Consider the following 26,326-nt stretch of genomic DNA (forward strand, 5'->3'; position numbering starts at 1 on the left):
AGGAAGCGCCCGGGTCTATCGAAGAGCCGCACTCAGTCCTTCGGGCGGCGCAGTTTCAGCAGCAATTCGACCAGCCTATTGATATCAAAAGGCTTGCCCATATGCTCGTTCATGCCGGCGGCCAAGCAAGCCGCGCGGTCGCTGTCCAGGGCATTGGCCGTCAAGGCGATGATGGGCAAGGCCGTCAGGCCCAGATCGGCCCGAATGTGGTGGGTGGCCGTGAAGCCGTCCATCACCGGCATTTGCAGATCCATCAGCACCAGATCGAATGAATCGCGGCCTGCGGCCAATTTTTCCAGCGCTTCCTGCCCATCGTTGGCGACCTGCACGCGGGCACCCTCGTCTTCCAACAACTCCAGCGCGATCTGCTGATTGTTGAGGTTATCTTCCACCAGCAGCAAGCGCATGGCGGCCAAGCGCCGCCGCGGCGCAGCCGTGTCCACAGCCACGCTCGGCGCTATGGGGGCTGGCGCCGGCGTGGCGGCCGGCAGCGCCGCAACACTGCTCTTAAGCGCCGGCGCCGTCGGCTTCAATCCTTGCAACGCTGCCGACAGCGACTCCAGCGCGGCCGCACCTGCGGCGCTTTGGGTGGCGAACTCGGCCAACCAAGCTTCATCAGGCGCCAGGTTTTGTTTGAGCTGGGCCTCGCCGGCCGCAGCCAGCTTGGCCAGGGCGTCGCCGCCCAGCGTGGCCACCAAGCCCTTGAAGCTGTGCACGGCAATCGTGGCCGCCGCATAGTCTTCGGCCTGCAGCAGCGCGCGCAGCTGCTCGGGCAATTGCACGGCGCTGGCTGCCAGCGAAGCGGCCATGCGCTGAAACAGCCCGACCTTGCCCATCATTCGGTCCATCGCACTTTGCACATCAAAGCCCTGGGCGGCGGCCATCGCGCGCAAATCGGCCGGCACCGCCAAGGTCGGAAACACGCGTTCAGCCGGGGCTGCCGTCGGGGCAGATGGAACGGGCTGGCTTGGGGCTGGTGCCTGACTAGGCGCGAGCGACGCAGCAGCGGCTGCCTTGGCCTGGGCCGGCGGCGCAATCACGTGGCCCGCTTGCTTGGCCAGCCTGCCTGCGTCCAGTTGCAAGAGCATGGCAACAAGTTTGTCTACCTCAAAGGGCTTGGCAATGTGCTCGTTCATGCCGGCAGCCAGGCAGTCGCGCCGGTCGGAAGCCAGGGCATTGGCCGTCATCGCCACAATCGGCAAATCGGCGAGGCCCAAATCATTGCGAATGATCAGGCAGGCCGTCACACCGTCCATTACCGGCATCAGCATGTCCATCAGCACGACCCGGTAGGCCTGCGGGTCGGCGCGCAGCATATCGACCGCCTGCTGACCATCGCCAGCCACATCGACCCGTGCGCCAGCATCTTCAAGCAACTCCTTGGCCAGTTGCTGGTTGTTCAAATTGTCATCGACCACCAGCAGGCGCATGCCCCCCAAGGCTTGCGGATCGGTCGCAAGCCGCGCTTTGTCCAGCTGCGGCTCGGCACCTGCTGTGAGGTGCGCCAGCCTATGCTCATGCGCCAGTAAAGCGCGGCGCAAGGTGGCGGCGGTCAGCGGCTTGAGCAGCACCAAATCAATGCCGGCCTGCTCTTGCGCGCTGTGCTTGGACATCAATTCCTGATCCAGCGCCGTCACCAGGGCGGCAATCGGCAAGGCTTGCTGTTGATGTGAGCTGATCTCCCGCAAGCGCTGCAGCGCGCTCCAGCCTGCTTGCTCGCTGGCTGCCGCGCCGCTGCGCCAATCCAGCAAGACAGCGCGGCATTTGCGCCCCCCCGCTTGCAGTTCGCCCAAGACCGTCAGGCCCTGCTCCAAATTGGCCGCCACGATGTGCGCCCACTGCATTCCTGTCAACATACGGGCCAGCACAGCGCGAGCGCCGGCGTTCTCTTCGATGATCAAGATGGGCTGGCTTGATGGGGTTTGCGGGTCAAGCAGTGCCACCTCAGCCCCTGCCCCAGTCTTCACCAAATTTGACGCAGCGCCGGGCAAGGCAGCCGCAGGATTTGGCAGGGCGTCGGGCAAGGCCGCCGCAGGATTTGGCAGGGCGTCGGGCAAGGCCGCCGCCAAGGGCAGCGTCAAGCTGAATGAAAAGCAGCTGCCCTGCCCCAAGCTGCTTTGCAGCCTCAGCTCCCCGCCCATCAGCGCGACCAGGCGCTGGCTGATGGCCACCCCCAAGCCGGTGCCACCAAAGCGGCGTGAGGTCGAGGCCTCGGCCTGCGAGAAGCCGCTGAAGATACGCGCATGGTTCTCCGGCGCGATGCCAATGCCGGAGTCCCTGACCGCAATATCCAGCGTCACCGAATTGGCGTCTCTTGAGAGCAGCGTCGCCGCCAGCACGACCTCTCCGGCCGCCGTGAACTTGATGGCATTGCCGCACAGATTGATCAGCACCTGCTGCAAGCGCATCGCGTCGCCGAGCAATTGATCCGGCAGCTCGCTGTCGATATCGAACAGCAGCTCAACCGGCTTATCGCCCAAATTGGCAGACAAAATGACCGCCAAGTCGGCCAAGAGCTGCTCCATGCTGAAAGCCTGCACGTCCAGACTCATCTTTCCGGCCTCGACCTTGGAGAAGTCCAGGATTTCATTCAGCAGGCCCAGGAGCGAACGCGCAGCCCCCTCGGTCTTGGCCGCGTAGTCGGCCTGGCGGGGCGTCAGGTCGGTGCGCCGCAACAAGGTCAGCATGCCCAGAATGGCGTTCATCGGTGTGCGGATTTCGTGGCTCATATTGGCCACGAAATTGCTCTTGTACTGCGAGGCCTCCTGTGCCGCTTCGGTCGCCGACACCAATTCGGTCACGTCCAGGCGCAGGCCCACGATATGGCCGTCGGCCATGCGGCGCTCCACATTGCGCACGCTGCGCCCGTCGGCCAGGCGCTGCACCAAGCTGCTGTTGCCGGTCCGATGCAGGGCCACGCGCTCGGCCACCCATTCTTCAACCCGGCCTAGGGCGTCGGGAAACTTGCCGCTCTCTGCACCCACCCGCATCATGGTCTCGAAGCTCACACCGGGCACGATCAGGCCGGGTGCGTAGTCGAACAGCTGCACAAAACTCTGATTGCACAGCACCATCTTGTCGTCCGGGTCGAACAAGACAAAAGAGCCGTCCAGCGCCTCGATCGAGCCGCGCAGCAGTTCGGTGCTGCGTATCAACTCGGCATCAATCCGGCGCCGCACGCTGATGTCTTGCAAGGTCCCGACCAGGCGAAAGGGGCCATGGTCATTGAATTCCACCTCGCCCACCGCACGCACCCAGGTGGCGCGCCCCTTGAAGGTGGTGAAGGGCAGTTCGAGATCGAAGCCTGCGCCGTTCGCAATGCCGGCTTTGAGGGCGGCATCCAACAACAAACGCGAAGCCTGCGAGAACGGCCTTTGACTGTCGGCATAGCTGGGCCGGTAGCCCGGCTCCACTTCATGAATCAAGCAGGTCTGGTCCGACCACTGCACCTCTTGCGTCAGCAGGTCCAGCGCCCAGCCACCCATGCCGCTGATTCTGGCCGTACGGTCCAAGAAGGTGCGACTGTCATGCAGCTCGGCTTCAGCCAATTTGCGAGCGGTGATGTCAATCAGGGTGCCGGCCATCCAGCGCGGCCGGCCGTCCTCGCTGCGGCTGAAGAGCTTGCCCCTGGACTGAGCCCAAATCCAGCTGCCGTTCTTGTGCCGCATGCGACCTTCAAACTCATAGGCCGGCGTCTGGTCATCAAAATGCTTGCCCAGCAACACGGCCGAGCGAGTGATGTCGTCCGGATGGTTGAAGCTGCTCCAGGTTTCTATGGTGGTGGCGCCCAATTCTTCCAGCGAGTAGCCGACGATTTCGGCCCAGCGGTGGTTGAACTTGGTCTCGCCGGTCTCGACATTCCACTCCCAGGTGCCCGCATGGGTGCCATCGATGATGTTTCGCAGCGCCAGGCGCTCGCGCCCGAGTTCGCGTGCCGCCATCGCGGCCGCCGTCACATCTGTGCGTATGGAGATGTAGCGCTGCACCTTGCCTTCAGGCCCCATGACGGGTGATATCAAGGTGTCGACCCAGTACAGCCCGCCGTTTTTGTTGCGGTTGCAGATTTCACCGCGCCAGGCCGTACCGGCGGCGATCTGGCGCCAGACCTCGGCCCAAAAGCCCGGCGGCTGATGGCCCGAATTGACGATGCGGTGGTCTTGCCCCAGCAGTTCCGCCTGGCTATAGCCACTGATGCGGCAAAACTGCTCATTGGCCATGATGATGCGACCGGAGGCATCGGCAATGGACACGATCGAGTGCTGATTGAGCGCAGCGAACAGTTCGTCCCGCCCATCCGGGGCCTCATCGAACCAATGAAGCTCGGGCGTGGTCATGCCGCCAAATCCCCGGCGGCACGCGCTGACAAGCCTTTGTCTCGATCCATCACTGTAAAGCTGAGGCTGCGCATAGATGATCCAAGCGGGCTGATTGATCTGCTTCGAACGTTTTTATCATGGCCTGTTTTGTTTTGCTTTGCTCTTTCAGGGCAGGCACAGCACATTGACACCCCAGGGTGCAGCAACAGTCATCTTCCTGCTATCGGCGCGGCACGCCGCAGCTTGAGTGCGAACATTGCTTGGGCGCTTTATCTGGCGCCCAAGCCAGGGCAAGCCTGACCAAGGTAAAATTCGGCATGGATTTGTCCCTTCCCGCCTCGCCTGTGCCTGCACCGCAGCATCTGGCCGCCGCGCCCACGCGGCGCAGCATCCGCGAACTCCCCGATGAACTGATCAGCCAAATCGCCGCCGGCGAGGTGGTGGAGCGGCCTGCATCGGTCGTGCGCGAGTTGGTCGACAACGCGCTGGACGCCGGCGCAACGCAAATTCAGGTCAAGCTGATGGCCGGCGGCGTGCGCGCCATCGTCATCGAAGACGACGGCCTGGGCATCCCGGTGGACGAGTTGCCGCTGGCGCTCAAACGCCATGCCACCAGCAAGATCCGCTCGCTCGATGATCTAGAGTCGGTCGCCACCATGGGCTTTCGCGGCGAAGCCTTGGCCGCGATCTCCTCGGTCGCCGAGATGGCGCTCTTGAGCCGCTGCGAAGGTGCCGCCCACGCCCACCGGCTCGACGCTCGCTCGGGCGAGTTGGCCCCGGCGGCGCGTTCGCGTGGCACCAGCATCGAGGTGCGCGAGCTGTTCTTCAGCACCCCGGCGCGGCGCAAATTCTTGAAGACCGACGCGACCGAGTTGGCGCATTGCATGGAGGCGGTGCGCCGCCATGCGCTGGCCCGGCCCGATGTGGGCTTCACCGTCTGGCATGAAGGCAAGCTGGTCGAGCAGTGGCGTATTGCCTCGTCGGAGCAGCGCTTGAGCGATGTCTTGGGGGCGGAGTTCCTCGCCGTCAGCCGGGCGGTTTTTTCCGAGCGCGGCCCTTTGCGGGTCTATGGCCGCGCCGGCCTGCCCGAGGCGGCACGCAGCCGCGCCGACATGCAATATGTCTACGTGAACGGCCGCTTTGTGCGCGACAAGCTGATCGCGCATGGCATCCGCTCGGCCTATGAAGACGTGCTGCACGGTCACCGCCAGCCCAGCTATGTGCTCTTCATCGAGATCGCGCCCGACCGTGTCGACGTCAATGTGCACCCGACCAAGATTGAAGTGCGCTTTCGTGACGGCCGCGAGATCCATCAGCAGGTGCGCTACGCGGTGCAGGATGCGCTGGCGCTGTCACGCTCAGCCGCTGCGGAGAACCTCGAGCCCAGCCCCGCCGAGCAAGCGCAACAGGCGATTGCCGCTGCGGCCAGCGTGCCGGGCTATCGGCCCTCGCCCGGCAATCCGCCGGCCTGGTTTGCGCAAACGCCCACCGCACAGGCCAATGAGCCGGCCGCAGGCTACGCCAACCCGCCCTCAACCAATAGCTGGCGCCCGCCGATTGGCCAGGGCGCGCAGGCTTCGCTGGGGCTGGCCGAGGTGGCCACACTCTACGGCCAGGCCGAGTTCAATCCGCAGGCAAGACCTGACCCTGCAGTGCCTTTGCAGCAAGCCTTGCCCCAGCATGACTGGCCGCTGGGTCGCGCCATCGCGCAGATCCAGGGTGTCTATGTGCTGGCCGAGAACGCGCAGGGGCTGATCATTGTCGATATGCATGCGGCCCATGAGCGCGTGGTTTATGAGCGCCTCAAGGCCAGCTTGGGCGCTGCGGCGATCGAGTCGCAGCCGCTGCTGATCCCGATCACCTTTGCCGCGACGGCGCAAGAGATTGCGGCCGCTGAGGCGCATGCAGCGACGCTGGAGCGGCTCGGCATGGATGTGGCGCCGCTGTCGGCCAAGGTCTTGGCGGTGCGCGCACGGCCGGCGGCGCTGGCCGGCGGCGATGTGGTGGACTTGGTGCGCAGCGTGCTGGCCGAGTTGGCGCAGTTCGATGCCAGCCACGCCATTGAGCGCGCTCAGCATGAAATTCTCGCCACCATGGCCTGCCATGGTGCGGTGCGCGCCAACCGCCAGCTGACGCTAGAAGAAATGAATGGCCTCTTGCGCGATATGGAACGCACCGAACGTGCCGATCAGTGCAATCATGGCCGGCCGACATGGCGGCAATTGACCATGCGCGAACTCGATGCCTTGTTTTTGCGCGGGCGCTGAAGTTCATGCTTGTTGCATGACGAATTCAGCGACTGCTTTTTGTGATGGAGCCCTTTATGGCCACTTTGAAATTGAATAAAAAGAATAAAACTGGCCCAAGTGGTTCCAGTCGACCTGACGGCGAACGTCGCCCTCCAGTGCGCGGCAAGGGTGTCTCACGCCCACGCCAAAGCCTGGAGCGCGCGCAAGCCGAGCGGCAGGAGCGACAAGCGCAATATGAGCAGCGCCAAGGTGGCTTCAATGCGGAGCGGCCCGCCTTCGCCGGATCACGCGACGAACGCGCAAGACCGCCGGCCGGCCCCCGCCACGGTGGGCCTGATCAGCGTGGTGGCTATCAAGGTCATCAGGGCGGCCCTCGCCGAGACGCGGGCCCACGGCGTGACGAAGGCCCTCGCTACGAGGAGCGTCGCCCGCAAGCGGGCTACGGGCGCCCACATGAATATGACTCACGCGACTCGCGTGAGTCGCGCGGCCCACGCGATGAAGGCCCGCGTTATGAAGATAGGCGCCCCGGCGGCTATCAAGGTCAGCGCCCGAACGAGCGGCCGCCAATGCGGGAAGCTCGCGAGCAAGCGCCTCGTTTCGACGACCGGCGTCCGCAATACGACCGGCCGCGCCAGGATCAACAAGGGTTTAACGAGCAGCGCCCACGTCAGCAATTCCAGGGCGGCGGTGGTGGCGCTGGCTACAACGCGCCGCGCGAGCAAGGTGCTTACCGGCAAGGTCCGCGCGATCAGCAGCAATACCAGCAGCAGCGTCCGCGCTATGAGGACCGTGGCCAGGGCGGCTATCGTGGGCAAGGCGATCAAGGGGGCCAAGGCGGCTTCAATCAACAGCAGCGCGAAGAGCCGGGTCAAAGCAATTTCACCCGCCAGGATCAGCGTCGCGCCAGTGGCCCCAGGCCCGCGCCACGAGGGCCAGTTCAGTCCTCTAAGTATTCCCAGGCAGCGGCCCGCCAGCTGCCAGAGCATCTGCGCGCTGCGGCCGCTCAGCTGAGCCGTCAGCTCGGCGATGACGACGAAGATGAAGATTATGTGGATTCGCGCGATGAAGGCGTGCGCCTGTCCAAGCATATGGGCGTGCTGGGCATGGCCTCGCGCCGTGAAGCAGATGAGTGGATCGCGGCCGGCTGGGTGCGCGTCGACGGCAAGATGGCCGTGCTGGGTCAGCGCGTGCTGCCGGGCGTGAAGATCGAGGTCGATCAACTCGCTAACAAAGAGCAGGCCAAGCGCGTGACCATCCTCTTGCACAAGCCGATTGGCTGGGTCTCGGGTCAGGCCGAAGACGGCTATGAGAACGCGTCCACGCTGATCAAGTCCGACACCCATTGGACCGAAGACACCTCCGGCATCAAATACCACCTCGGCCACAGCCGTGGCTTGGCACCTGCCGGGCGGCTGGACATCGACTCGACCGGCTTGCTGGTGCTGACGCAAGACGGCCGCATCGCCAAGCTCTTGATCGGCGAAGACTCCAAGATCGAGAAGGAGTATCTGGTGCGGGTGGAGTACCACGGCCGCGACGGCGTCAAGAGCGCCGACGGCAGCTTCCCCGCCGCCGATATGGCGCTGCTGAACCATGGCCTGGAATTGGACGGCGTTCAGTTGAAGCCGGCCAAGGTCAGCTGGGCCAATGAAGACCAGCTGCGCTTTGTCTTGCGTGAAGGCCGCAAGCGCCAGATCCGCCGCATGTGCGAGCAAGTCGGCCTGAAAGTGGTGGGCCTCAAGCGCGTGCGCATCGGGCGCATCAACTTGGGCAATCTGCCGGTCGGCCAGTGGCGGTTCCTGACACCGTGGGAGCGCTTCGATTGATGGCGCGAGCAAGCCAAATGGGAGCAGGATGGGGTCAAATCAAATGAACCTGACCCCATTTAACGGGCCGGTTTGCTTGGCTGGCCCCACGGGCACGGGCAAGACCGCGTTTGCGCTGGAGATCGCGCAGGTCTTGCCGGTGGAGATCATCAGCGTCGATTCGGCCCTGGTCTACCGCGGCATGGACATTGGCACGGCCAAGCCAAGTGCTGCCGAGCAGGATGCCGTGCCGCATCATTTGATCGACCTGATCGACCCACTGGACGCGTTCTCGGCCGGGCAATTCGTGACGGCGGCCAAGCGCATCGCAGTCGAGGTCTTGGCGCGCGGCCGCTTGCCGCTCTTGGTCGGCGGCACCATGCTGTACTTCAACGCGCTGCACCAGGGCTTGAGCGAGATGCCGCTGGCCGACCCGGCGCTGCGCGCCGAGCTGGATGCCCGCGCGGCCGAGCTGGGTTGGCCGGCCCTGCATGCCGAGCTGGCAAGACTTGACCCCATCACGGCCGCCCGGCTGGCACCAAACGACTCGCAGCGCATTCAGCGTGCGCTCGAGGTCTGCCAGTTGGCCGGCCGGCCTATGAGCGAGTTGCACGTACAACGCAAGGGCGCGGTCGATTGGCCCATGATTTCGCTGGAACCGAATGACCGCGCCTGGCTGCATAGGCGCTTGGCAGAGCGCTTTGAGCTGATGCTCAAACAAGGCCTGCTCGACGAAGTGCGCGCCTTGCGCGCGCGCGGCGACCTGCACGCCGATCTGCCCTCGATGCGCTGCGTTGGCTACCGCCAAGCCTGGGCCGCGTTGGAGACCAATAACTTCAAGGACTTGGCCGAACAAGGCACGATCGCCACCCGCCAACTGGCCAAGCGCCAGCTGACTTGGCTGCGCTCCAGCCCGCAGCGCCATGTGATCGCCTGCGATGACCCTCAGGCCAAGCTACATCTATTGGCTTGCCTGCAACGCTTGCTGAGCGCCCCTCATGCCGGTGCTTGAGGCCCGTGGTCTGGCCAAAAGCTATGGCGCCACACCCGTCTTTACAGGCATTGATTTGCGCCTCCAAGCCGGCGAATTGGTGGCGCTGCTGGGTGAGTCCGGCTCGGGCAAGTCCACACTCTTGAATTGCCTAGCCGGCCTGGATGAGCCCAGTGCCGGGACGGTGCATCTGGCCGGCGCAGAGTTGGGCAGCCTGGGCGAAAGTCAGCGCGCCTTGCTGCGCCGCCAACACCTGGGTTTTGTATTCCAGGCCTTTCATGTGCTGCCGCATCTGAGCGTGGCGGCCAATGTCGGCCTGCCCTTGCTGCTCATGAAGCGAGCCGACCCGCAGCGCGTGCAAGAGATGCTGGAGGCCGTGGGCCTGGGCGATCTGGGGGCTCGCAGCCCGCGCCAGCTGTCCGGCGGCCAGTTGCAAAGAGTGGCGATTGCGCGCGCGCTGGTGCACCGCCCGGCGCTGGTCCTGGCGGACGAGCCGACCGGCAACCTCGATGCCCGCAATGCGTCCGCCGTGCTGGATCTGCTGCTGGAGCAAGTCCATGCGCAAGGCTCGGCCTGCTTGCTCGTCACACATTCCGAGCGTGCGGCGGCGCGTGCCGACCGTTGCCTGCGGATCAGCGAGCAAGGCATCACGACGCAGGACCTTCAAACACAGGCGCTCGCTTGAGCTGGGCCTGGCTGACCCAGCTGTCTTGGCCCGCCCTGCGCCATCAGGCGGGCCGGCAACTCTTGGCCCTGCTATCCATCACGCTGGGTGTGGCGCTGGCTTTTGCGGTGCATCTGCTCAATAGCAGCGCCCTGAGCGAGTTCTCCAAGGCCGCCGCCAGCCTGAATGGCGCACCCGATCTGGTGCTGCGCGGCACACAAGGTCCACTGAGCGAGAGCAGCTATGCGGCGCTTGCCAAGCTGCCGGGCCTGAGTCTGGTGGCCCCGGTGCTGGAGGGGCAAGCGCAGGCGGTAGGCGCCGACGGCAAACGTTTCAACTTGCGTGTGATCGGGCTGGACGTCCTGCAGTCCGGCCCGCTCAGCCCCGAGCTGATGCCCAGCGAGCTGAAGTCCATCTCCTCATTGCTCGACCCGGCCACGGTCTTCCTCAATCCGGCCGCCATCGCGCGCCTGGGCGGCAAGGCCGAGCGCCTGAGCCTGCGGGCCGCACAAGGCACGGGTGCGGCCCACAGCCAAGACTTTGCCATCGGCCCGCCGATTGCCGCGACAGGCTCAGCGCTGGCGGTGCTGGACATCGCCGGCGCTCAACTTTTGCTCGGCCGCCTGGGCGAGCTCGACCGCATCGACCTGCGCCTGGAGGCCGGGCAGAACGTTTCGACATGGCTGGCCAATAACGCTTTACCCCAGGGGCTGAAGGCCGCCCCGCCGCCCGACGAAGGCGCGCGCCTAAGCGCCATGACGCGCGCCTACCGCGTCAATCTGGGCGTCTTGTCTTTGATGGCCTTGTTCACCGGCAGCTTTCTGGTTTTTGCGGTGATGTCCTTGTCGGTAGCGCAACGCCAGCCCCAGCTCGCCTTGTTGGGCGTGCTGGGCATGACGGCCAAGGAGCGTGCCGCCTTGATCATGGCCGAGGGCCTGGCCCTGGGTCTGCTCGGCAGCGCCGCTGGGCTGCTGCTGGGCTATGCCTTGGCCAGCGTGGGCCAGCAAGTCTTGGGCGCCGAGCTCGGCTTTGCCGTCGGCAAGGCGGGCGGCAAGAGCTTCGGGCTGGCGCTGAGCGCCACCCAAATCGGCGCTGCGGCCATCTTCGGCGTCATTGGCGTGCTGATCAGCCTGGCGGCCTGCGCCCTGCCCGCTTGGAGCGTGCGGCGCATGCCGGTCGCCTTGGTCTTGCGCGGCCTGGGCAATGAGTTGGAACCCGCGCTTCCCAGCTGGCTGGGGCCGAGCTTGTTGTTGGCAGGCCTGGCTTTGGCTTTTGTGCCTCCGCTGCCCGCCTGGCCGGACGTGCCGCTGGCCGCCTACGCGGCGATGTTTCTCTTGCTGCTGGGCGGCATCGCCTGCGTGCCCGCCTTGCTGCGACTGGCTCTCGGCCTGCTGAGTGTCTTGCCGAAGGCCTTGAGCGGCTCTGCCCTGCTTGCCTTGGTGCGCGATCGCGCCCGCGACCAAGCCGGCGAAGCCAGCCGCTCTTTGGCCGGCGTCTTAGTGGCGCTGAGCCTGTCGGTGGCAATGCTGGTGATGGTGGGCAGCTTTCGTGACTCCTTGACTCAGTGGTTAGATCAAATGCTGCCGGCGGATTTTTATGTGCGCTCCAGCCTGCGCATGCAAGCCGGCCAAGGCGCTGCCTTGCCGCCCGACTATGCCCCGGCCTTGCGCGCCAGCGGCCTGGCCAAGACCGTGACCGGCCAGCGCAGCAGCAGCGTTTGGCTGGACGAGCAGGCCGAAGCGATCGACTTGATGGCGCGCGAGTTCAAAGTGGATCAGCTGCCCCTTGTTGGGCCGCTTGTTGAGCCCCTTGCCGAGACATCGACTGCCCTGCCCGTCTACATCAACGAGCATCTGCGTGACCAGCTGCAGCTGCGCCCGGGCCAAAGCATCACACTGCGTTTGACGCCGGGCGGCGCGAGGCAGGCGGCCTATGTGCGCGGCGTCTGGCGCGACTACGCACGCCAGAGCGGCGCGTTAATGCTGCAGCTGAGCGACTACCAGCGCTGGAGCGGCGATATGCAGCTGACCGAGCTCTACATCTGGCTCAAACCGGGTCTGGCCTCGGCCGAACCAGGACCTCAGCTCAAGGCCTTGCAGTCCAACAATCTGGACGATCTGGAGTTTGCTGCCGTTGGTGAGTTGAAGGCCATGTCGCTGAGCATTTTTGAGCGCAGCTTCGCGGTCACCCATTGGCTGCAGGCGGTGGCTTTGGGCATAGGGCTGTTCGGCATCGCCGCCAGCCAGTCGGCGCAGGTCTTGGCGCGGCGGCGTGAATTTGGTCTGCTGCGCCATCTAGGGCTGACGCGCGCCGATGTGCTGCGGCTCTTGGCCGTCGAGGCGGCGCTGCTCAGCGGCGTTGGCGCGCTGGCCGGCCTGGGCCTGGGGCTGGCCCTGAGCGGGGTGCTGGTCTGGGTAGTCAACCCGCAGAGTTTCCACTGGAGCATGGACATGAGCCTGCCTTGGCCGCGCCTGCTGGCCTTGCTGGGCGCCGTGTTTCTGGCCGGCCTGTCGGCCTCGATGCTGGCTGCCTGGCGCGCCACCGGTGATGACGTGGTGCAGGCGGTCAAGGAGGACTGGTGATGATGATGAACATGGTCACCGCCCTGCGCCGGCGCCGACTCTTGCAGGCGTTGGGTCTCACCTCGCTGCCCGGCTTGGCGCGATCTGAAGGAGAGGTCCCAGGCCTGCAGTTCCCGCGCGACTTCGGCGCCCATCCGGCACAGAGCCTTGAATGGTGGTACCTGACCGGCGTGTTGGGCGACGTTTTCAGCGAGCGGGAGCTTGGCCCCCCTCGCTTCGGCTATCAGCTGACCTTTTTCCGTGTGCGCGGCCCGGCGCCGCCAGACCACCCGAGCCGCTTCGCCGCCCGGCAATTGCTGCTGGCGCATGCCGCCGTGACCGATCTGGCGGGCGGCAAATTGCAGCACGATCAGCGCCTGGCGCGCGCCGGATTCGGTATCGCCGAGGCCAGCGAAAGCGATTGCGATGTCCATTTACGCGACTGGTTTTTGAGAAGAAACGAGGCTGGCTACCGCGCCGGCTTCGCCAGCAAGACAGGCGGCTTCGCGCTAGCCCTGCGCTTGCAAACCACGCAGCCGCCCTTGCTGCAAGGCCAGCAAGGGCTGTCGCGCAAGGGCCCCGACCCCGCTCAGTTCAGCCACTACTACAGCCAGCTGCAGTTGCAGACCGAAGCGAAGCTGCAGCTCGGCGGCAAGACTCGCCAACTCAGTGGGCGCTCCTGGCTGGACCATGAATGGAGCGACAACCTGCTCGGAGCCCAAGGCGGAGAACAAGCGGTCGGCTGGGACTGGGCCGGCATCAATTTGAGCGACGGCGGCGCGCTGACCGTCTTCAGGCTGCGCCGGGCCGACGGCACGCAGCTCTGGGCCGGCGGCAGCTGGCGCAAGCCCGGCGGCACTAGCCAGGACTTTGCGCCTGCACAGATCAGCATGGCGCCGCTGAGGCATTGGCGCAGCCCGGCCAGTGGCGCCAACTATCCGGTCGCCTGGCGCATCACCACACCGCTGGGGCAGCTGGAGCTGCGCACGCTGCTCGACGCGCAAGAAGTCGACGCACGGGCCAGCACGGGCATGCGTTACTGGGAAGGCGCTGCGGAGTTGCTGAGCCTAGACGGCCAGCGCCTCGGTCTGGGCTACCTGGAGTTAACCGGCTATGCCGACGGCATGACGCTGCTGCGGTCGCAGGGGCCAGACAAAAAACTCAAGCCCTGAGCTCGGCCGCCCGGCCCGGCATCAAGCCGTCGCCCACCCGCACACAGTTGCGGCCATCCGCCTTGGCCATGTGCAGGGCGTCTTCGGCCGCGTTGACGAATTGATCCAGGCTGTGGTGGTCGGCCTGCAGTGCCGCCACACCCAGGCTGACGCTGACCGGGATGACGTGGCCGTTCCAACAGAAATCAAGCCGCTCGACCCGTTCACGAATCCGCTCCGCCACATCGAGCGCACCGAGCGGGTCTGTGTGGGGTAAAAAAAGCCCGAATTCTTCACCGCCAAAGCGAGCCAGCACATCGCCCTGGCGCAAGGTCTCGCTGCTGGCCTCGGCAATCTGGCGCAGCAGCATGTCACCGCAGCGGTGGCCAAAGTTCTCGTTGATGCGCTTGAAATGGTCGAGGTCGATCATCACCATCGCACAAGTCGTTTCATAGCGCCGGGCCAGGGCCCATTCACGCTCGATCAAGCCGAGAAAGGCACGCCGGTTGACGATGCCGGTCAACATATCGGTGCTTGAAAAGCGTTTGAGCTGCAGCGTCGACTGTTCGAGCTGCGCCAGCAGGCCCAGCAACACGCGCCCGAGCAGCGCAGCCAGCAAGAGCGCGCTGACCCCGGCACAGAGGGCGGCGGCAACGCGGTCGCCAAAACCCAGCAATGAAATCAAGAGCTGTGAAACAGCTACCGCAGCCAGCAATGCCGCTGCCAGCAGCAGCGCCAGGGCCTTAGCCGGCCCGAGGACCTCGGTCCATTGTCTCAACAAGGCCAACCACCTGGGCGGCTCCAAATTTTTCAACATGTGCGAATAGTGAAGCGAATGTGCGAGCAGCATTTCAACACAGACCTACAGGCTTCAAGAATCATTGAGCCGCCGTGTTGCCGAGCCCGACCGATGCACGCGCGTCACAATCTTGTCGTAAATCAAAATGGCCAGCCGCAGGCTGCAGCAAACTGAAGCGATGACCAACAAGCTCGCGGCAATGACCGCGAGGCATGGAGACAAGACATGAACAAGCACGCCGCCGCCGCATGGCTGAACAGCATTGAAGCTACCGTGGACCAGATCCTGCAGCGCGTACAGGGCGAGATCGTGATGGCCATACCGCTGGGCCTTGGCAAACCCAACCCCTTGGTTAACGCGCTATATCGACGCATTGCGGCCAGCCCCGAGCGCCGGCTCAAACTGTTCACCGCCCTGTCCCTGGAAAAACCCCAGGGCAAGTCCTCGCTGGAGGCGCATTTTCTGGAGCCGCTGGTCGAGCGCGTGTTTGGCGACTACCCCGACATGGACTATGTCAAGGCGCTGCGCGCCGGCACGCTGCCGCCCAATATCGAGGTCCATGAGTTCTTCATGAAGACCGGCGATTACCTCGGCAATGATGGCGCGCAGCAGGCCTTTGTCTGCACCAATTACAGCTTCGCGGTGCGCGACATGATGTCGCATGGCGTCAATGTGCTTGCGCAAGCGGTGGCGAGCCGCACCGGGACCGACGGGCGCACCGAGTTTTCCCTGTCCTGCAATCCTGATCTGAGTTTTGATTTGATCGAGCGCATGCAAGCGCAGGGGCGGCCACTGCTGGCGGTGGCCATGGTCAACCATGAACTGCCCTTTATGCCCGGCAACGCGGTGGCCTCGCCCGATTTGTTTGGCCTGGTGCTGGATGGCCCGGGCTGCAGCCACACCATCTTCGCGCCGCCCAATGCGGCCATCAGCTGGGCCGACTACGCCATCGGTCTGCACGCGGCCAGCCTGGTGCCCGACGGCGGCACGCTGCAGATCGGCATTGGCTCGCTGGGCGACGCAATCGCGCAGGCCTTGATCGTGCGCGATGGAAATAGCGAGCATTTCAAGACCATCCTGAGCCCGCTCTGCCATGGCGAGCTGCAAGGGCGCGAGCTCGATAAGTTCGAGCAAGGCCTGTACGGCTGCTCGGAAATGTTCGTCAACGGCTTTATGCGTTTGATCGAGGCCGGCCTGATTCGCCGCCGCGTTTTCAGTGATCTGGATCTGCAAGAGTTGGCGCTGCAAGGGCGCATGCCGGCCAATCCCAGCCTGCAGGTGCTGCAAGACCTGCTACAGCGCCGGCGCATCAGCTCGCCGCTGCGCGAGGCCGACCTCGCCTTTCTGAGCCGGCACGGCATCTTCAAGGCCGGCGTGAGCTGCAGCGCGGATCAGTTGCAGCTGGGCGAGCAGTCGATTCGCAATGATCTTCGGGACCCCGCCGCCCTGGCCGCCATCGAGGCTTGTTTGCTGGGGCCAAGCTGGCTGGGAGCGACCATCATGCATGGCGGTTTCTTCCTCGGGCCGCGTGACTTCTATCAGCGCCTGCGCGAGATGCCCGAGGAGCAGCTGGCCCTGATTGACATGACACGCATCGGCTTCATCAATGAACTCTACGGCGACGCCCTGGGCAGCGAAGCGCTCAAACGTGCACAGCGCGTCAAAGCTCGCCTGATGAACACGACGATGAAGGTCACGCTGCTGGGGGCGGCGTCCTCGGACGGCATGGAGTCGGGGCAGATGGTGTCGGGCGTCGGCGGTCAGTACAACTTCGTCGCCATGGGCCATGCGCTGCCCGATGCGCGCGGTATTTTGATGCTGCGGTCCACCCATGACAATGCCGACGGTCTGCGCAGCAATATCGTCTGGAGCTATGCCAACTGCACCATTCCTCGCCATCTGCGCGACATCGTGATCACCGAATACGGCGTCGCTGACCTGCGCGGCTGCACCGATTCGGAATGCGTGAAACGCTTGCTCAATATTGCCGATTCGCGCTTCCAGACCGCGCTCTTGCACGAAGCGATTGCCCATGGCAAGTTGGAGGCGGACTACGAGATTCCCGCCGCCGCCCAGCGCAACAGCCCCGAGATGCTGCGCGAACATTTGCGCCCCTGGCGCAACAGCGGCGTGCTGCCGGACTTCCCCTTTGGCACCGACCTGACGGCGGACGAGCTGACCATCGTGCGCGCACTCAAGAAGCTCAAACACGCCAGCCACCATCCGCTTGAATTGGTCGGCATGATTTTGCAAAGCTTGAGCGGCGAGAAGCCCGTGCCGCCCGCCTATCTGGAGCGCCTGGGCTTGGCCGACGCCAAGAGTTTCAAAGATTTGTTTGTGCGCAGGCTGTTTGCCAGCAATCTTTAAGCCTCAGCCGGATGGCATTTTAAGCCGCCGCATACACTGCGGCCATGCCCAAAAACCCAGACCTCGCCCCACCAAAAACCGGCAATCCACGCTCGCTCAGTGGTTTGCTGCCATTCCTGCAACCTTACCGTGGCCCCATTTTGGGCGCCTTGCTCTTCTTGGTGCTGGCCGCCATGGCCACCCTGGCCTTCCCGCTGGCGCTGCGCGGCCTGGTCGATCAAGGCATGGGTGGCAGCTCCACCAACGGCGCCCTCCAAAGCGGCGAGCGCTTGATGGCGATGCGCGAGCATTTCCTGGCCTTGTTCGCGGTTGGCGCCGCGCTGGGTGTGTTTTCGGCGGCGCGTTTTTACGCCGTCACCTGGCTGGGTGAGCGCGTCACTGCTGACCTGCGCAATGCGGTCTATGGCCATGTGCTCAAGCAAAGTCCGGAATTCTTTGAGACCACCCAAACCGGCGAGGTCTTGAGCCGCATCACCACCGATACCACGGTGGTGCAAACCGTCGTCGGCTCCAGCTTCTCGATGGGCTTGCGCAGCCTGGTCATGGGCGTGGGGGCGATGGCCATGCTGATCGCCACCAATCCGCTGGTGATGACGCAGGTGCTGGGCATCTTGATCTTTGTGCTGCTGCCGGCCATCTACTTTGGCCGGCGGGTGCGCAAACTCAGCCGCTCGGCGCAAGACCGCGTCGCCGACACCAGCGCAATCGCCGCCGAGGTCTTGAACGCGGTGCCGGTGGTGCAAAGCTATACGCAAGAAACCGCTGAGGCCAGTCGTTTTGCGCTCGCCAGCGAAAACGCCTTCGAGACCGCCCGCAAGCGCGCCTTGGTGCGTTCGGGGCTGGTGGCCTTCATCATCACCGCCACCTTCGCCGCGCTGCTATGGGGCTTGTATCAGGGCACGCAGGCGGTCTTGGCGGGCAAGATTTCGGCAGGCCATCTGGGCCAGACCATTGTTTATGTGATTTTGCTGGTCAGCAGCGTGGCCGTGCTGGCCGAGGTCTACGGCGATGTGCTGCGCGCGGCCGGCGCCACCGAGCGATTGATGGAGTTGCTGGCCAGCCGCTCGCCGGTGGGTGAGCCTGCCCGGCCACAGGCGCTGCCGCTCATGCCGGGCGGCAGCGCGCTGCGCTTGGAGCAGGTGAGCTTCAACTACCCTTCCCGTCCGAACCAAGCCGCCTTGCAGGACTTTGCGCTCAACATCCAGCCCGGCGAAACCATCGCGCTGGTGGGCCCCAGCGGTGCTGGCAAGAGCACCGTGTTTCAGCTGCTCTTGCGCTTTTACGATGCCCAAAGCGGCCGCATCTTGCTGAACGACGTGCCCACCGATCAGCTCAGCCTAGCGACGCTGCGGGCCGGCATTGGCCTGGTGCCCCAAGACAGCGTGATCTTCTCGACCAGCGCCATGGAAAACATCCGTTACGGGCGCCCCGGTGCCAGCGACGCCGAAGTCATCAAGGCGGCCGAGGCTGCGTTTGCCGATGACTTTATCCGCCGCCTGCCCGAGGGCTATGCGACGTTTCTGGGCGAGCGCGGCGTGAGGTTGTCGGGCGGCCAGCGCCAACGTATCAGCATTGCACGCGCGATGCTGAAAAACCCGCCGCTGCTGCTGCTGGACGAAGCCACCAGCGCGCTGGATGCCGAAAGCGAGAGGATGGTTCAAGCCGCACTTGAAGCGGCGATGCAGCACCGCACGACGCTGGTGATTGCGCACCGCCTGGCCACCGTGCAGCGCGCCGATCGCATCGTTGTGATGGAGCATGGCCGCATTGTGGATATCGGCAGCCATGCCGAGCTGAGCGCGCGCGGTGGGCTCTACGCCAGGCTGGCCGCGCTGCAATTTGATTTGCAGCCGGCTGCCGAGGCTTAAGCCGAGTCCTAAAGCCAGCGCTGTCTGTCGATGATTGACAGCCGCCGGCGCCTGCTCATTTTTTGATCTTCTTGGCGGCTGAGGCTGGGCTAGCCGGCGCTGAAGCGGCATGCTCCACGCTGACGGCCGATGCCTCAACCATGGCGACCCGCACCTCATCACCGACCTTCAACTTCTTGATGTCGACGCTTTCGGGCACAGGCACGGTGAAGGTGCGGTGCACGCCGCGCAAGGTGGCGGTATTGGCCTTGGCATCAAGTGCCTTGATGATGACCAGCATTTCCACGGTGCTGGACTCCGTACGACCGGGCAGGCCGCCCACATCCGTTGTCGCCGAGGCGCTGGACTCCACCCGCTCGCGAATGCCACTTGAGCCGGCCTTGCTTCTAGGCTCCAGGCTGACCGCGATTGCGCTGGCATAACGAATCACCAGCTCGTCACCGACCTGCACCTTGTCCAGATTGTTGACGCTGGCCGGTACATCCATCTTGGTCAGCTTGCCCTTGGGATCACGCACCACGGCGGTCCGCTTGGCCAGGTCCAGCTCCACCACGCGCGCCCTGAATTCCAGCTCGCTGCCCTTCATCCGGGCCAGTTCGGTCTTGCCGGATACGGTTGATGTGACCAGGCCTTGCGCTTGAGCCGCATGGCCCAGGGCCAAGGCCATTGCGAATGAGAGCGAACCGAGAGTGAATAGCTTCATGAAAAATCCGTTCAGGAGGGGCGGTAGATCTTGCTCACTATTGGAGCACCGTTTAGTTTGATTCCATCAAGTCCAGCGCAGCAAGGGGGCGCAGCAGCAAATTTGCGCCCGAGTTAAAGGGCTGACCTTGTCGGTCCAATTGACGCAAACTGAGCTCGGCCGTCTGAGCTGTTTGGGCTTGAATCAGAAAATAGTTGCTCTGCTGCTCATTCAGCAATTTCAGATGAAAGTAGCTTTGGTTTGAGCCGGCTTGGCTGACACTCCATCGGCCCTGCTGCAGCAGCGGCAGCCCCGGCTTGCCCAGATAGCTTTGACGCATTCGGTAGACCCCGTCAGGCAGCAGGGTCAGTGTATGGGCGATGCCGGCACAGTCGGCGCAGGGCAAGACGCCGGCAAAACTTTGCGGCAAGCTCAGACCGGCCTTGTCAGAGGCCTGGCGGGCGGGTTCCTGCCCCACCGAACTTCGCGCCACTGCCTGCAGCTGCAGCTCCAAAGGCTGGGCCGGCGCATCATTCAGCACCGGGTAATGCTGGGTGCTGGTAAACCGCAATTGGCCGTCCACATGGATGGTGGCGCGCAGCGCGTAGCGATGCCTTGGATCGACCTGCGTCTTGGGCACCGTCAGCTTAAAGTCCAGCGCTGCTTGGCTACGCCCCAGCGGCCTGCTCAGCTCGGCCATCAGCTTGGCCGGCGCGTCGGCCAGCGACACATCTTCGATACGCACGGTGAAGACCGCCTGCGGCGGCAGCGCGATCCGCTCCCGATAGCTGGCTCGGCCCTGCACTTCAAACATCGCGCCCTCCCCGGCGGACGCGGCGCCGGAAGGTGCAGCGGCAATGGCCAAGCCCGGCCCGCAAGCGAGTGCGGCCAGCACGGCCGCGGCGCGCGTAAAAAATGCAAGTGCTGATCTATATTTCATGCGTCACCCGTCGGGCCGGCACAGCCCGGTATATATCCTAACGGCTGAAGCGCTCAGCTCGGTAGCGAGCTGCCGTTATAGTGCCAAAGCATACGTGGCCTTGCCTAGCCTTTTCGAGAAAAAGGGCTGGCCCGGCTTCTTGAACTGGCAACAAAGAAAGACGCAACACCATGCGCAAGAACCTCGGCTTGACCAAGAGCGTCGCCCTCTCCCTGCTGCTGGCCTTGCCGCTGGCGATGTTGATGAGCGCTTGCGAGAAGAAGGCGCCTCCCGCAGCGTCCAAACCGCCCCCGGCCGAGGTCAGGGTTGTGACTTCCCGCTCAGAGACCGTGCCGGTGGTGAACGAATATGTGGGCCGAGTGGCTGCGTTTCGCTCGGTCGAGGTGCGCGCCCGGGTCGAGGGGATTCTGGAGCAGCGCCATTTCGTCGAAGGCAGCGAGGTCAAGAAGGGGCAGCTGCTGTACACGATTGACCCCACCCCTTACCGCATCGCTTTGAATGATGCGCTAGCCGATCAGGCCCGCTCCAGCGCCAATCTGGCGAGTGCGCGCTCAAAGGAAAAACGCCTGGCGCCGCTGGTCAAAGAGAACGCGATCAGCCAGCAAGACTATGAAGACGCGGTCACGGCGGTCAAGCAGACCGAGGCGCAGCTGGCGGTTTCCGCCGCTAACGTCGAGCGCGCGCAGACCAACCTGGGCTACACCAAGGTCTTGGCGACCGAGTCGGGCAAGATAGGCGCCGCCTTGGTGCCCGAGGGCCGCCTGGTCGGGCGCGGTGAATCGACCCACCTGACCACGGTCGACCGGCTCGATCAGGTGTATGTCAATTTCAACGTCGCCGACCGTGACGCTTTGATCCTGCGCCGAGAGCTGAGTACGGGCCGCGTCAAAGAAGGTGCAGGCAGCGCCCAGGCGCGCATCTTCTTGCCCGACGGCAGCGAGTTCGAGCGCACCGGCAAGCTGGACTTTTCCGAGTCGCAGGTCAACCCCAGCACCGGCACCATCACCTTGCGCGTGGTGATGCCCAACCCCAAACAAAAGCTCCTGCCCGGCATGTATGTACGGGTGGTCTACACCTCGGGCGAGCGGCCAAACACCATTTTGATCCCGCAAAAAGCCGTCACCAAGACACCAACCGGCCATGTGGCCTGGGTGGTCGGGCCTGAGAACAAGGTCGAGCGCCGCGATCTGGTGGTGGGCGAATGGTTAAAGAGCGACTGGATCATCGAGAAGGGCCTGGGTGCGGGCGAAACCGTCGTGGTCGAAGGCCTGCAGCGCCTGCAGCAAGGCGCGGTGGTCAAGCCGACACCTTGGGTGCCCGGTGCTGCGCCCAGTGCGCCGGCCTCAGTCATCTCGGCCGCCTCCGCCGCCTCGCGATAAACCGGAGGCCTGATCATGGGATTTTTTGTCAAGCGCCCGGTCATGGCGACCGTCATCGCCTTGCTGTTCATGCTGATCGGCATTCTGGCCAGCACCCAGCTCGCTGTGGAGCAATACCCTAACGTCGCACCTCCCCAGGTGCAAATCACCGCCGTCTACCCCGGCGCCAGCCCCGAGACGCTGGAGACGACGGTCGCCGCGCCGCTGGAGCGCGAGATGAACGGCATCAGCGGCCTGCTCTATATGCAGAGCACCAGCTCGGCCAGCGGCTCGATGCAGCTGCAGATCTTCTTCCAGCCCGGCACCGATCTGGACCTGGCGGCGGTGGAAGTGAACAACCGCGCCAAGCGGGTCGAGTCGCTGCTGCCGCAAGAAGTCTTGCGCAATGGCCTGCGGGTGGACAAGACCAATCCGCAGATCCTGCAAGTGATCGTGATGCAGTCGGATGACCCGCGCTTTGATCGCACCTATATCGCCAATCTGGCCAATAGCCAGGTCATCAATGAGCTCAAGCGCCTGCCCGGCGCCGGCGATGTGACGCTGTTTGCCGCGCCCTATGCGATGCGCTTGTGGCTGGACCCGGACCGGCTCTCCAAATACCGCCTGACCGCCGCCGATGTCGGTAATGCGGTGCGCGAGCAAAACCAGAACTTCGCCGTCGGCGAGATTGGCCAGTCGCCCGCCGACAGCGGCCAAACCCTGACCTTCCCGGTGCAAACAGCCGGCGGTCTGACCGATGTCGAGCAGTTCAAGAACATCGTCATTCGAGCCCAGGCCGACGGCTCGGTGGTGCGCGTGCGTGACATTGCCCGGGTCGAACTCGGAGCCGACGACTATCTGTTTGAGTCGCGCCTGAACGGCAAGCCGGCCGTCGCCATCGGCGTGTATCTAAGCCCGGGCGGCAATGCGCTGGAACTGTCCAAGGCCTTAAGGGTCAAGATGGACCAACTGACGGCCTCCTTCCCACGCGAAATCAAATGGTCGGTCAGCTACGACACCACCAAATTTGTCACCGCCTCGGTGGAGCTGGTGGTGCATACCTTTATCGAGGCCTTCATCCTGGTGCTGGTGGTGGTCTATCTGTTCTTGGGCAGCATGCGCGCCACCATCATCCCGCTGCTGGCGATTCCGGTCTCCATCGTTGGCACCATGGCCGGCCTGCTCTTGGCCGGCTTCTCGATCAATATGCTGACGCTGTTCGGCCTGGTGCTGGCGATCGGCATCGTCGTTGACGACGCCATCGTCGTCGTCGAAGCGGTCGAGAAGATCATGCATGACGAACATCTGGACGCGACCAGCGCGGCCATCAAGGCCATGCAAGGCATTGGCGGCGCCATCGTCGGCGTGACGGCGGTGATCTGTGCGGTGTTTGTGCCGATCGCTTTTCTGGGCGGCGTCACCGGCACGCTCTACAAGCAGTTCGCCATCACCATCACCTTCGCCACCCTGCTGTCGGCCATCACCGCGCTGACGCTAACGCCGGCCTTGTGCGCACTGATCCTCAAGCCCGGCATGACCAAGCTCAAGCCGATTCAGGTCTTCGACCGCTTTTTCGAGCGCGTCACCGGCGGTTATGTCAAGGGTGTCAAGCTGCTGCTGGCCCGCAAGCTGCTGGCCTGGGGCCTCTATGGCGGCATGATCGCCGGCGTGGTGTTCTTGTTCGGCGCGATTCCCGGTGGCTTTGTGCCCGAAGAAGACAAGGGTTCGATCTTTGTTGCGGTGGACCTGCCGGCCGGCGCCTCGCCCGAGCGCACCCGCGAGGCCCTGATCAAGGCCGAGAAGATTCTGGCCAGCGAAGACTCGGTTCAGGACGCCACCGCGATCCTGGGCTTCTCGATCTTCTACCGCTATGCCAACCAGGCTTTCATCTTCGCCACACTCAAGCCCTGGGCCGAGCGCAACACGCCGGAGACGCAGGTGGCCGGCTTGCTCAAGCGTCTGAACCGCAAGTTCTCGACCATTACCGAGGCGCGCGTGTTCGCCTTGAATGAGCCGCCGATCTCGGGCATGGGCAATGTGGCCGGTTTTGACTTGCGCCTGATCTCGCTCGACGGCGACCGCGCCAAGCTCAATGCGGCCACGCAGGCCTTGGTCGCCGCCGCCGCCAAAGACGAGCGCCTGGTCGGCACCCGCAGCGTGGCCGCACCCGATGTGCAGACGCTGTTCCTCGATGTGGACCGCAACAAGGCCAAGTCGCTGGGCGTGTCGGTGCCTGACCTGTACGCGACGGTGGGCACCTTGATGGGCTCCAACTTCATCAACCAGTTCACCGCCTTTGGTACCAATCTGAAGGTCAAGATGCAGGCCGAGCAGGCCTTCCGTTCGGACCCGGCCGCGCTGGAGCGCTTCCAACTGCGCAACGCCTCTGGCGAGTTGGTGCCCTTGGCGGCGCTGATGCGCACCGAGTGGCGCTCGGCGCCTATCGCTTTGACGCGTTACAACGGCTACCCCTCGATTCAAATCAACGGCGGGCCCGCACCCGGCCGCAGCTCGGGCGAGGCGCTGGACGCGATGGAAGAGCTGGCCGCCCAGCATCTGCCCGAGGGCGTGGCTTTCGAGTGGTCGGGGCAATCCTTGCAGGAGCGCGTCGGCGGCTCGCAGTCGGCCGGCATTTTTGCGCTCTCGCTGGTCTTTGTGTTCCTGTTCCTGGCCGCACTTTATGAGAGCTGGTCGCTGCCCGTTGCGGTGTTCCTGATCGTGCCTATCGCTATTCTGGGCGCGCTGCTGGCCCTGCTGCTGCGCGGCTCGCCCAATGATGTGTTCTTCCAGGTCAGTTTGATCACGCTGGTCGGTCTGGCGGGCAAGAACGGCATTCTGATCGTCGAATTTGCCAAGCAGCAATATGAAGCCGGCATGTCGGTGATGGACGCAGCCGTGGAAGCCGGCCGCCAGCGCCTGCGCCCGATTGTGATGACCTCGCTGGCCTTTATCCTGGGCGTGCTGCCCCTGGTCAAGGCATCGGGCGCGGGTGCTGCCACGCAGCATTCGGTCGGTACCGGCATCTTGGGCGGCATGCTGGCCGCCACGCTGGTGGGAGTATTTTTCACACCGCTGTTCTATGTGGCGATGATGAGTCTTTTCAAGCCCAAGCCTGAAACAAAGCCCAAGCCTGGGCCCGAGCAAGCTGCGGAGGTGCAGCCATGAGATCCCATCGTTTGAACGGGCTCGCCCTGGCCGCCGCCCTGCTCTGCAGCGCCTGCGCCGCGCCCACCGCTGAGCTCGCCGGCTACGCGCCCCAGCCGGTGCAAATGCCCGGCCAATGGAACACCCCGACCAACGCCGCCAGCAGCCTGGCCGAGCGGCCGTTCGGCAGTCTGTTTAAGGATGCCGAGTTGGAAGCCTTGATCAAAGAGGCGCTGAGCAATAACCGCGATATCCGCATCGCCGCCCAGCGCGTCGAGCTGGCGCGCGCGCAGTACGGCCTGCAACGGTCGGCCGGTCTGCCCAGCCTGGGCGCAGACGCCAGCGCCACCCGCAGCCAAGCGCCCAGCGGCCTGAGTGCGACCGAGAACCTGACATCCAGCAGCTACCGCCTGGGCCTGGGGATGCCGGCTTGGGAAATCGATTTGTGGGGCCGTATTGCCTCGCTGTCAGACGCGGCCTTGAACAATGTGCGCGCCAGTGAGGCGCTGCGGCATTTCGTCGAGGTCGGGCTGGTGTCGCAGGTGGCGGCCGGCTGGCTGAACTTGCTGGAATACGACCAGTCGCTGCTGATCGCCGAGCGCACCCGGGTCTCGCGCGTCGAGTCGCTGCGCATCGTCACACTGCGCTTCAATGCCGGCGTGGTCTCCAAGGTCGATGTGACCCAAGCAGAAACCTCGCTGGCGCAGGCGCAGGCTGCCTATGCCCAGTTGCAGCAAAAGCGCGGTTTGCAAGAGAACGCCTTGTCGCAGCTCGCCGGGCGCAACCCCGGCCCCTTGCGAGTCAGCAAGCCGCTGGAGCGGCATGAATTGCCGCAGGCGCTGCCGGCCGGCATTCCGTCCGATTTGCTGACACGCCGCCCCGATGTGCGCGCCGCCGAACTGAGCCTGGCGGCCACGCAGGCCAATGTGGAGGCTGCGCGCAAGGCCTTCCTGCCCAGCATCTCGCTGACCGGCTTTTTGGGTTTCATCAGCCCGCAGCTGAGTCAGCTGATTGATGGCGACCGGCAGGCTTACACCATCTCGCCTGCCGTCACCCTGCCGCTATTCACCGGCGGGCGGCTGAGCAGCAATTTGCAGGCAGCCGAGGCTCAGCAGCGGATTGCGACCGAGGACTACGCACGCACCACCCAAGGCGCTTTGCGCGAAGTTGAAGACGCTTTGGTGCGCTTTCAACGCCTGCGCGAGCAGCAGGCCGCTATGCAGACCATCGTGAAAGCCAGCCAGGAACGGCTGCGCCTGGTGGACCTGCGCTACGTCAACGGCATATCGAGTTTCTTCGAGGTGCTGGAGTCACAGCGGCAATTGTTTGACGCCGAGCTGCAGCTGACTCAGCTGACCAGCGGCGCCTATGCGGCGGTGATCGAGCTGTACCGGGCCTTGGGCGGCGGCTGGACGCCACAGGGCTAAG

At 64.4% G+C, this 26,326-nt stretch carries 15 protein-coding genes; 11 read left to right on the forward strand and 4 right to left on the reverse strand.

The genetic code is table 11. From position 1 onward, the window contains the following. Positions 1–32: 32 nt before the first annotated feature. The gene (locus LNV08_RS18340) at positions 33–4,334 is read right to left on the reverse strand and encodes a response regulator (protein WP_263535187.1); all 4,302 of its coding nucleotides are present in this window, start codon (positions 4,332–4,334) and stop codon (positions 33–35) included. Positions 4,335–4,633: 299 nt separating this feature from the next. Here LNV08_RS18340 and mutL point away from each other — a divergent pair, with 299 nt between their 5' ends. From mutL to LNV08_RS18370, 6 genes are read left to right on the forward strand one after another with little or no spacing between them, the layout of a single operon-like run. Further along, positions 4,634–6,583 carry a DNA mismatch repair endonuclease MutL gene (gene mutL / locus LNV08_RS18345; RefSeq protein WP_263535188.1) on the forward strand — a complete coding sequence of 650 codons (1,950 nt, stop codon included), beginning with the start codon at positions 4,634–4,636 and terminating at the stop codon, positions 6,581–6,583. Between the two features lie 56 nt (positions 6,584–6,639). Next, a complete protein-coding gene (locus tag LNV08_RS18350; RefSeq protein WP_263535189.1) occupies positions 6,640–8,394 on the forward strand; it encodes a pseudouridine synthase in 1,755 nt (584 codons plus the stop codon). Positions 8,395–8,437: 43 nt separating this feature from the next. Beyond that, the gene (gene miaA, locus LNV08_RS18355) at positions 8,438–9,385 is read left to right on the forward strand and encodes a tRNA (adenosine(37)-N6)-dimethylallyltransferase MiaA (protein ID WP_263535190.1); all 948 of its coding nucleotides are present in this window, start codon (positions 8,438–8,440) and stop codon (positions 9,383–9,385) included. Further along, positions 9,372–10,049 carry an ABC transporter ATP-binding protein gene (locus tag LNV08_RS18360; protein WP_263535191.1) on the forward strand — a complete coding sequence of 226 codons (678 nt, stop codon included), beginning with the start codon at positions 9,372–9,374 and terminating at the stop codon, positions 10,047–10,049. Before miaA ends, LNV08_RS18360 begins: the two co-directional genes overlap by 14 nt. Next, positions 10,046–12,610, forward strand: a complete 2,565-nt coding sequence (locus LNV08_RS18365; protein WP_263535192.1) for an FtsX-like permease family protein — start codon at positions 10,046–10,048, stop codon at positions 12,608–12,610. The genes LNV08_RS18360 and LNV08_RS18365 overlap by 4 nt, the downstream gene beginning before the upstream one ends. Continuing rightward, a complete protein-coding gene (locus LNV08_RS18370; RefSeq protein ID WP_263535193.1) occupies positions 12,610–13,761 on the forward strand; it encodes a carotenoid 1,2-hydratase in 1,152 nt (383 codons plus the stop codon). The genes LNV08_RS18365 and LNV08_RS18370 overlap by 1 nt, the downstream gene beginning before the upstream one ends. On the opposite strand, the gene LNV08_RS18375 is transcribed toward LNV08_RS18370, so the two are convergent. Continuing rightward, complete coding sequence (locus LNV08_RS18375) at positions 13,751–14,557, reverse strand: GGDEF domain-containing protein (RefSeq protein WP_263535194.1); 807 nt, start codon at positions 14,555–14,557, stop codon at positions 13,751–13,753. The two genes, LNV08_RS18370 and LNV08_RS18375, sit on opposite strands and share 11 nt — an antisense overlap. 207 nt (positions 14,558–14,764) lie before the next feature. Between LNV08_RS18375 and LNV08_RS18380 the strand changes: the two genes are divergently transcribed. Both LNV08_RS18380 and LNV08_RS18385 read left to right on the forward strand, forming a co-directional pair. Next, entirely contained in the window at positions 14,765–16,906 is a 2,142-nt protein-coding gene (locus LNV08_RS18380) for an acetyl-CoA hydrolase/transferase C-terminal domain-containing protein (RefSeq protein ID WP_263535195.1), read from the forward strand. 44 nt (positions 16,907–16,950) lie between these two features. Continuing rightward, positions 16,951–18,774 carry an ABC transporter transmembrane domain-containing protein gene (locus LNV08_RS18385; RefSeq protein WP_263535196.1) on the forward strand — a complete coding sequence of 608 codons (1,824 nt, stop codon included), beginning with the start codon at positions 16,951–16,953 and terminating at the stop codon, positions 18,772–18,774. 55 nt (positions 18,775–18,829) lie between these two features. Here LNV08_RS18385 and LNV08_RS18390 read toward each other — a convergent pair whose 3' ends face one another. Further along, a complete protein-coding gene (locus tag LNV08_RS18390; protein ID WP_263535197.1) occupies positions 18,830–19,477 on the reverse strand; it encodes a hypothetical protein in 648 nt (215 codons plus the stop codon). A gap of 52 nt (positions 19,478–19,529) precedes the next feature. After that, positions 19,530–20,396 carry a YbaY family lipoprotein gene (locus LNV08_RS18395; RefSeq protein ID WP_263535198.1) on the reverse strand — a complete coding sequence of 289 codons (867 nt, stop codon included), beginning with the start codon at positions 20,394–20,396 and terminating at the stop codon, positions 19,530–19,532. A gap of 170 nt (positions 20,397–20,566) precedes the next feature. On the opposite strand from LNV08_RS18395, the gene LNV08_RS18400 reads away from it, so the two are divergent. Genes LNV08_RS18400 through LNV08_RS18410 form a run of 3 tightly spaced genes read left to right on the forward strand, consistent with a single transcriptional unit; the run spans position 20,567 to position 26,325 of the window. Then, entirely contained in the window at positions 20,567–21,775 is a 1,209-nt protein-coding gene (locus tag LNV08_RS18400) for an efflux RND transporter periplasmic adaptor subunit (protein WP_263535199.1), read from the forward strand. Positions 21,776–21,790: 15 nt separating this feature from the next. Then, positions 21,791–24,919 carry a multidrug efflux RND transporter permease subunit gene (locus LNV08_RS18405; RefSeq protein ID WP_263535200.1) on the forward strand — a complete coding sequence of 1,043 codons (3,129 nt, stop codon included), beginning with the start codon at positions 21,791–21,793 and terminating at the stop codon, positions 24,917–24,919. Beyond that, positions 24,916–26,325: an efflux transporter outer membrane subunit gene (locus tag LNV08_RS18410; RefSeq protein WP_263535201.1), complete on the forward strand. Its 1,410-nt coding sequence runs from the start codon at positions 24,916–24,918 to the stop codon at positions 26,323–26,325. The genes LNV08_RS18405 and LNV08_RS18410 overlap by 4 nt, the downstream gene beginning before the upstream one ends. The last annotated feature ends 1 nt before the right edge of the window (position 26,326 follow it).

Origin of the sequence: Paucibacter sp. TC2R-5 (assembly GCF_025717605.1) — a bacterium.
Classification (GTDB): Bacteria; Pseudomonadota; Gammaproteobacteria; order Burkholderiales; family Burkholderiaceae_C; genus Paucibacter_A; species Paucibacter_A albus.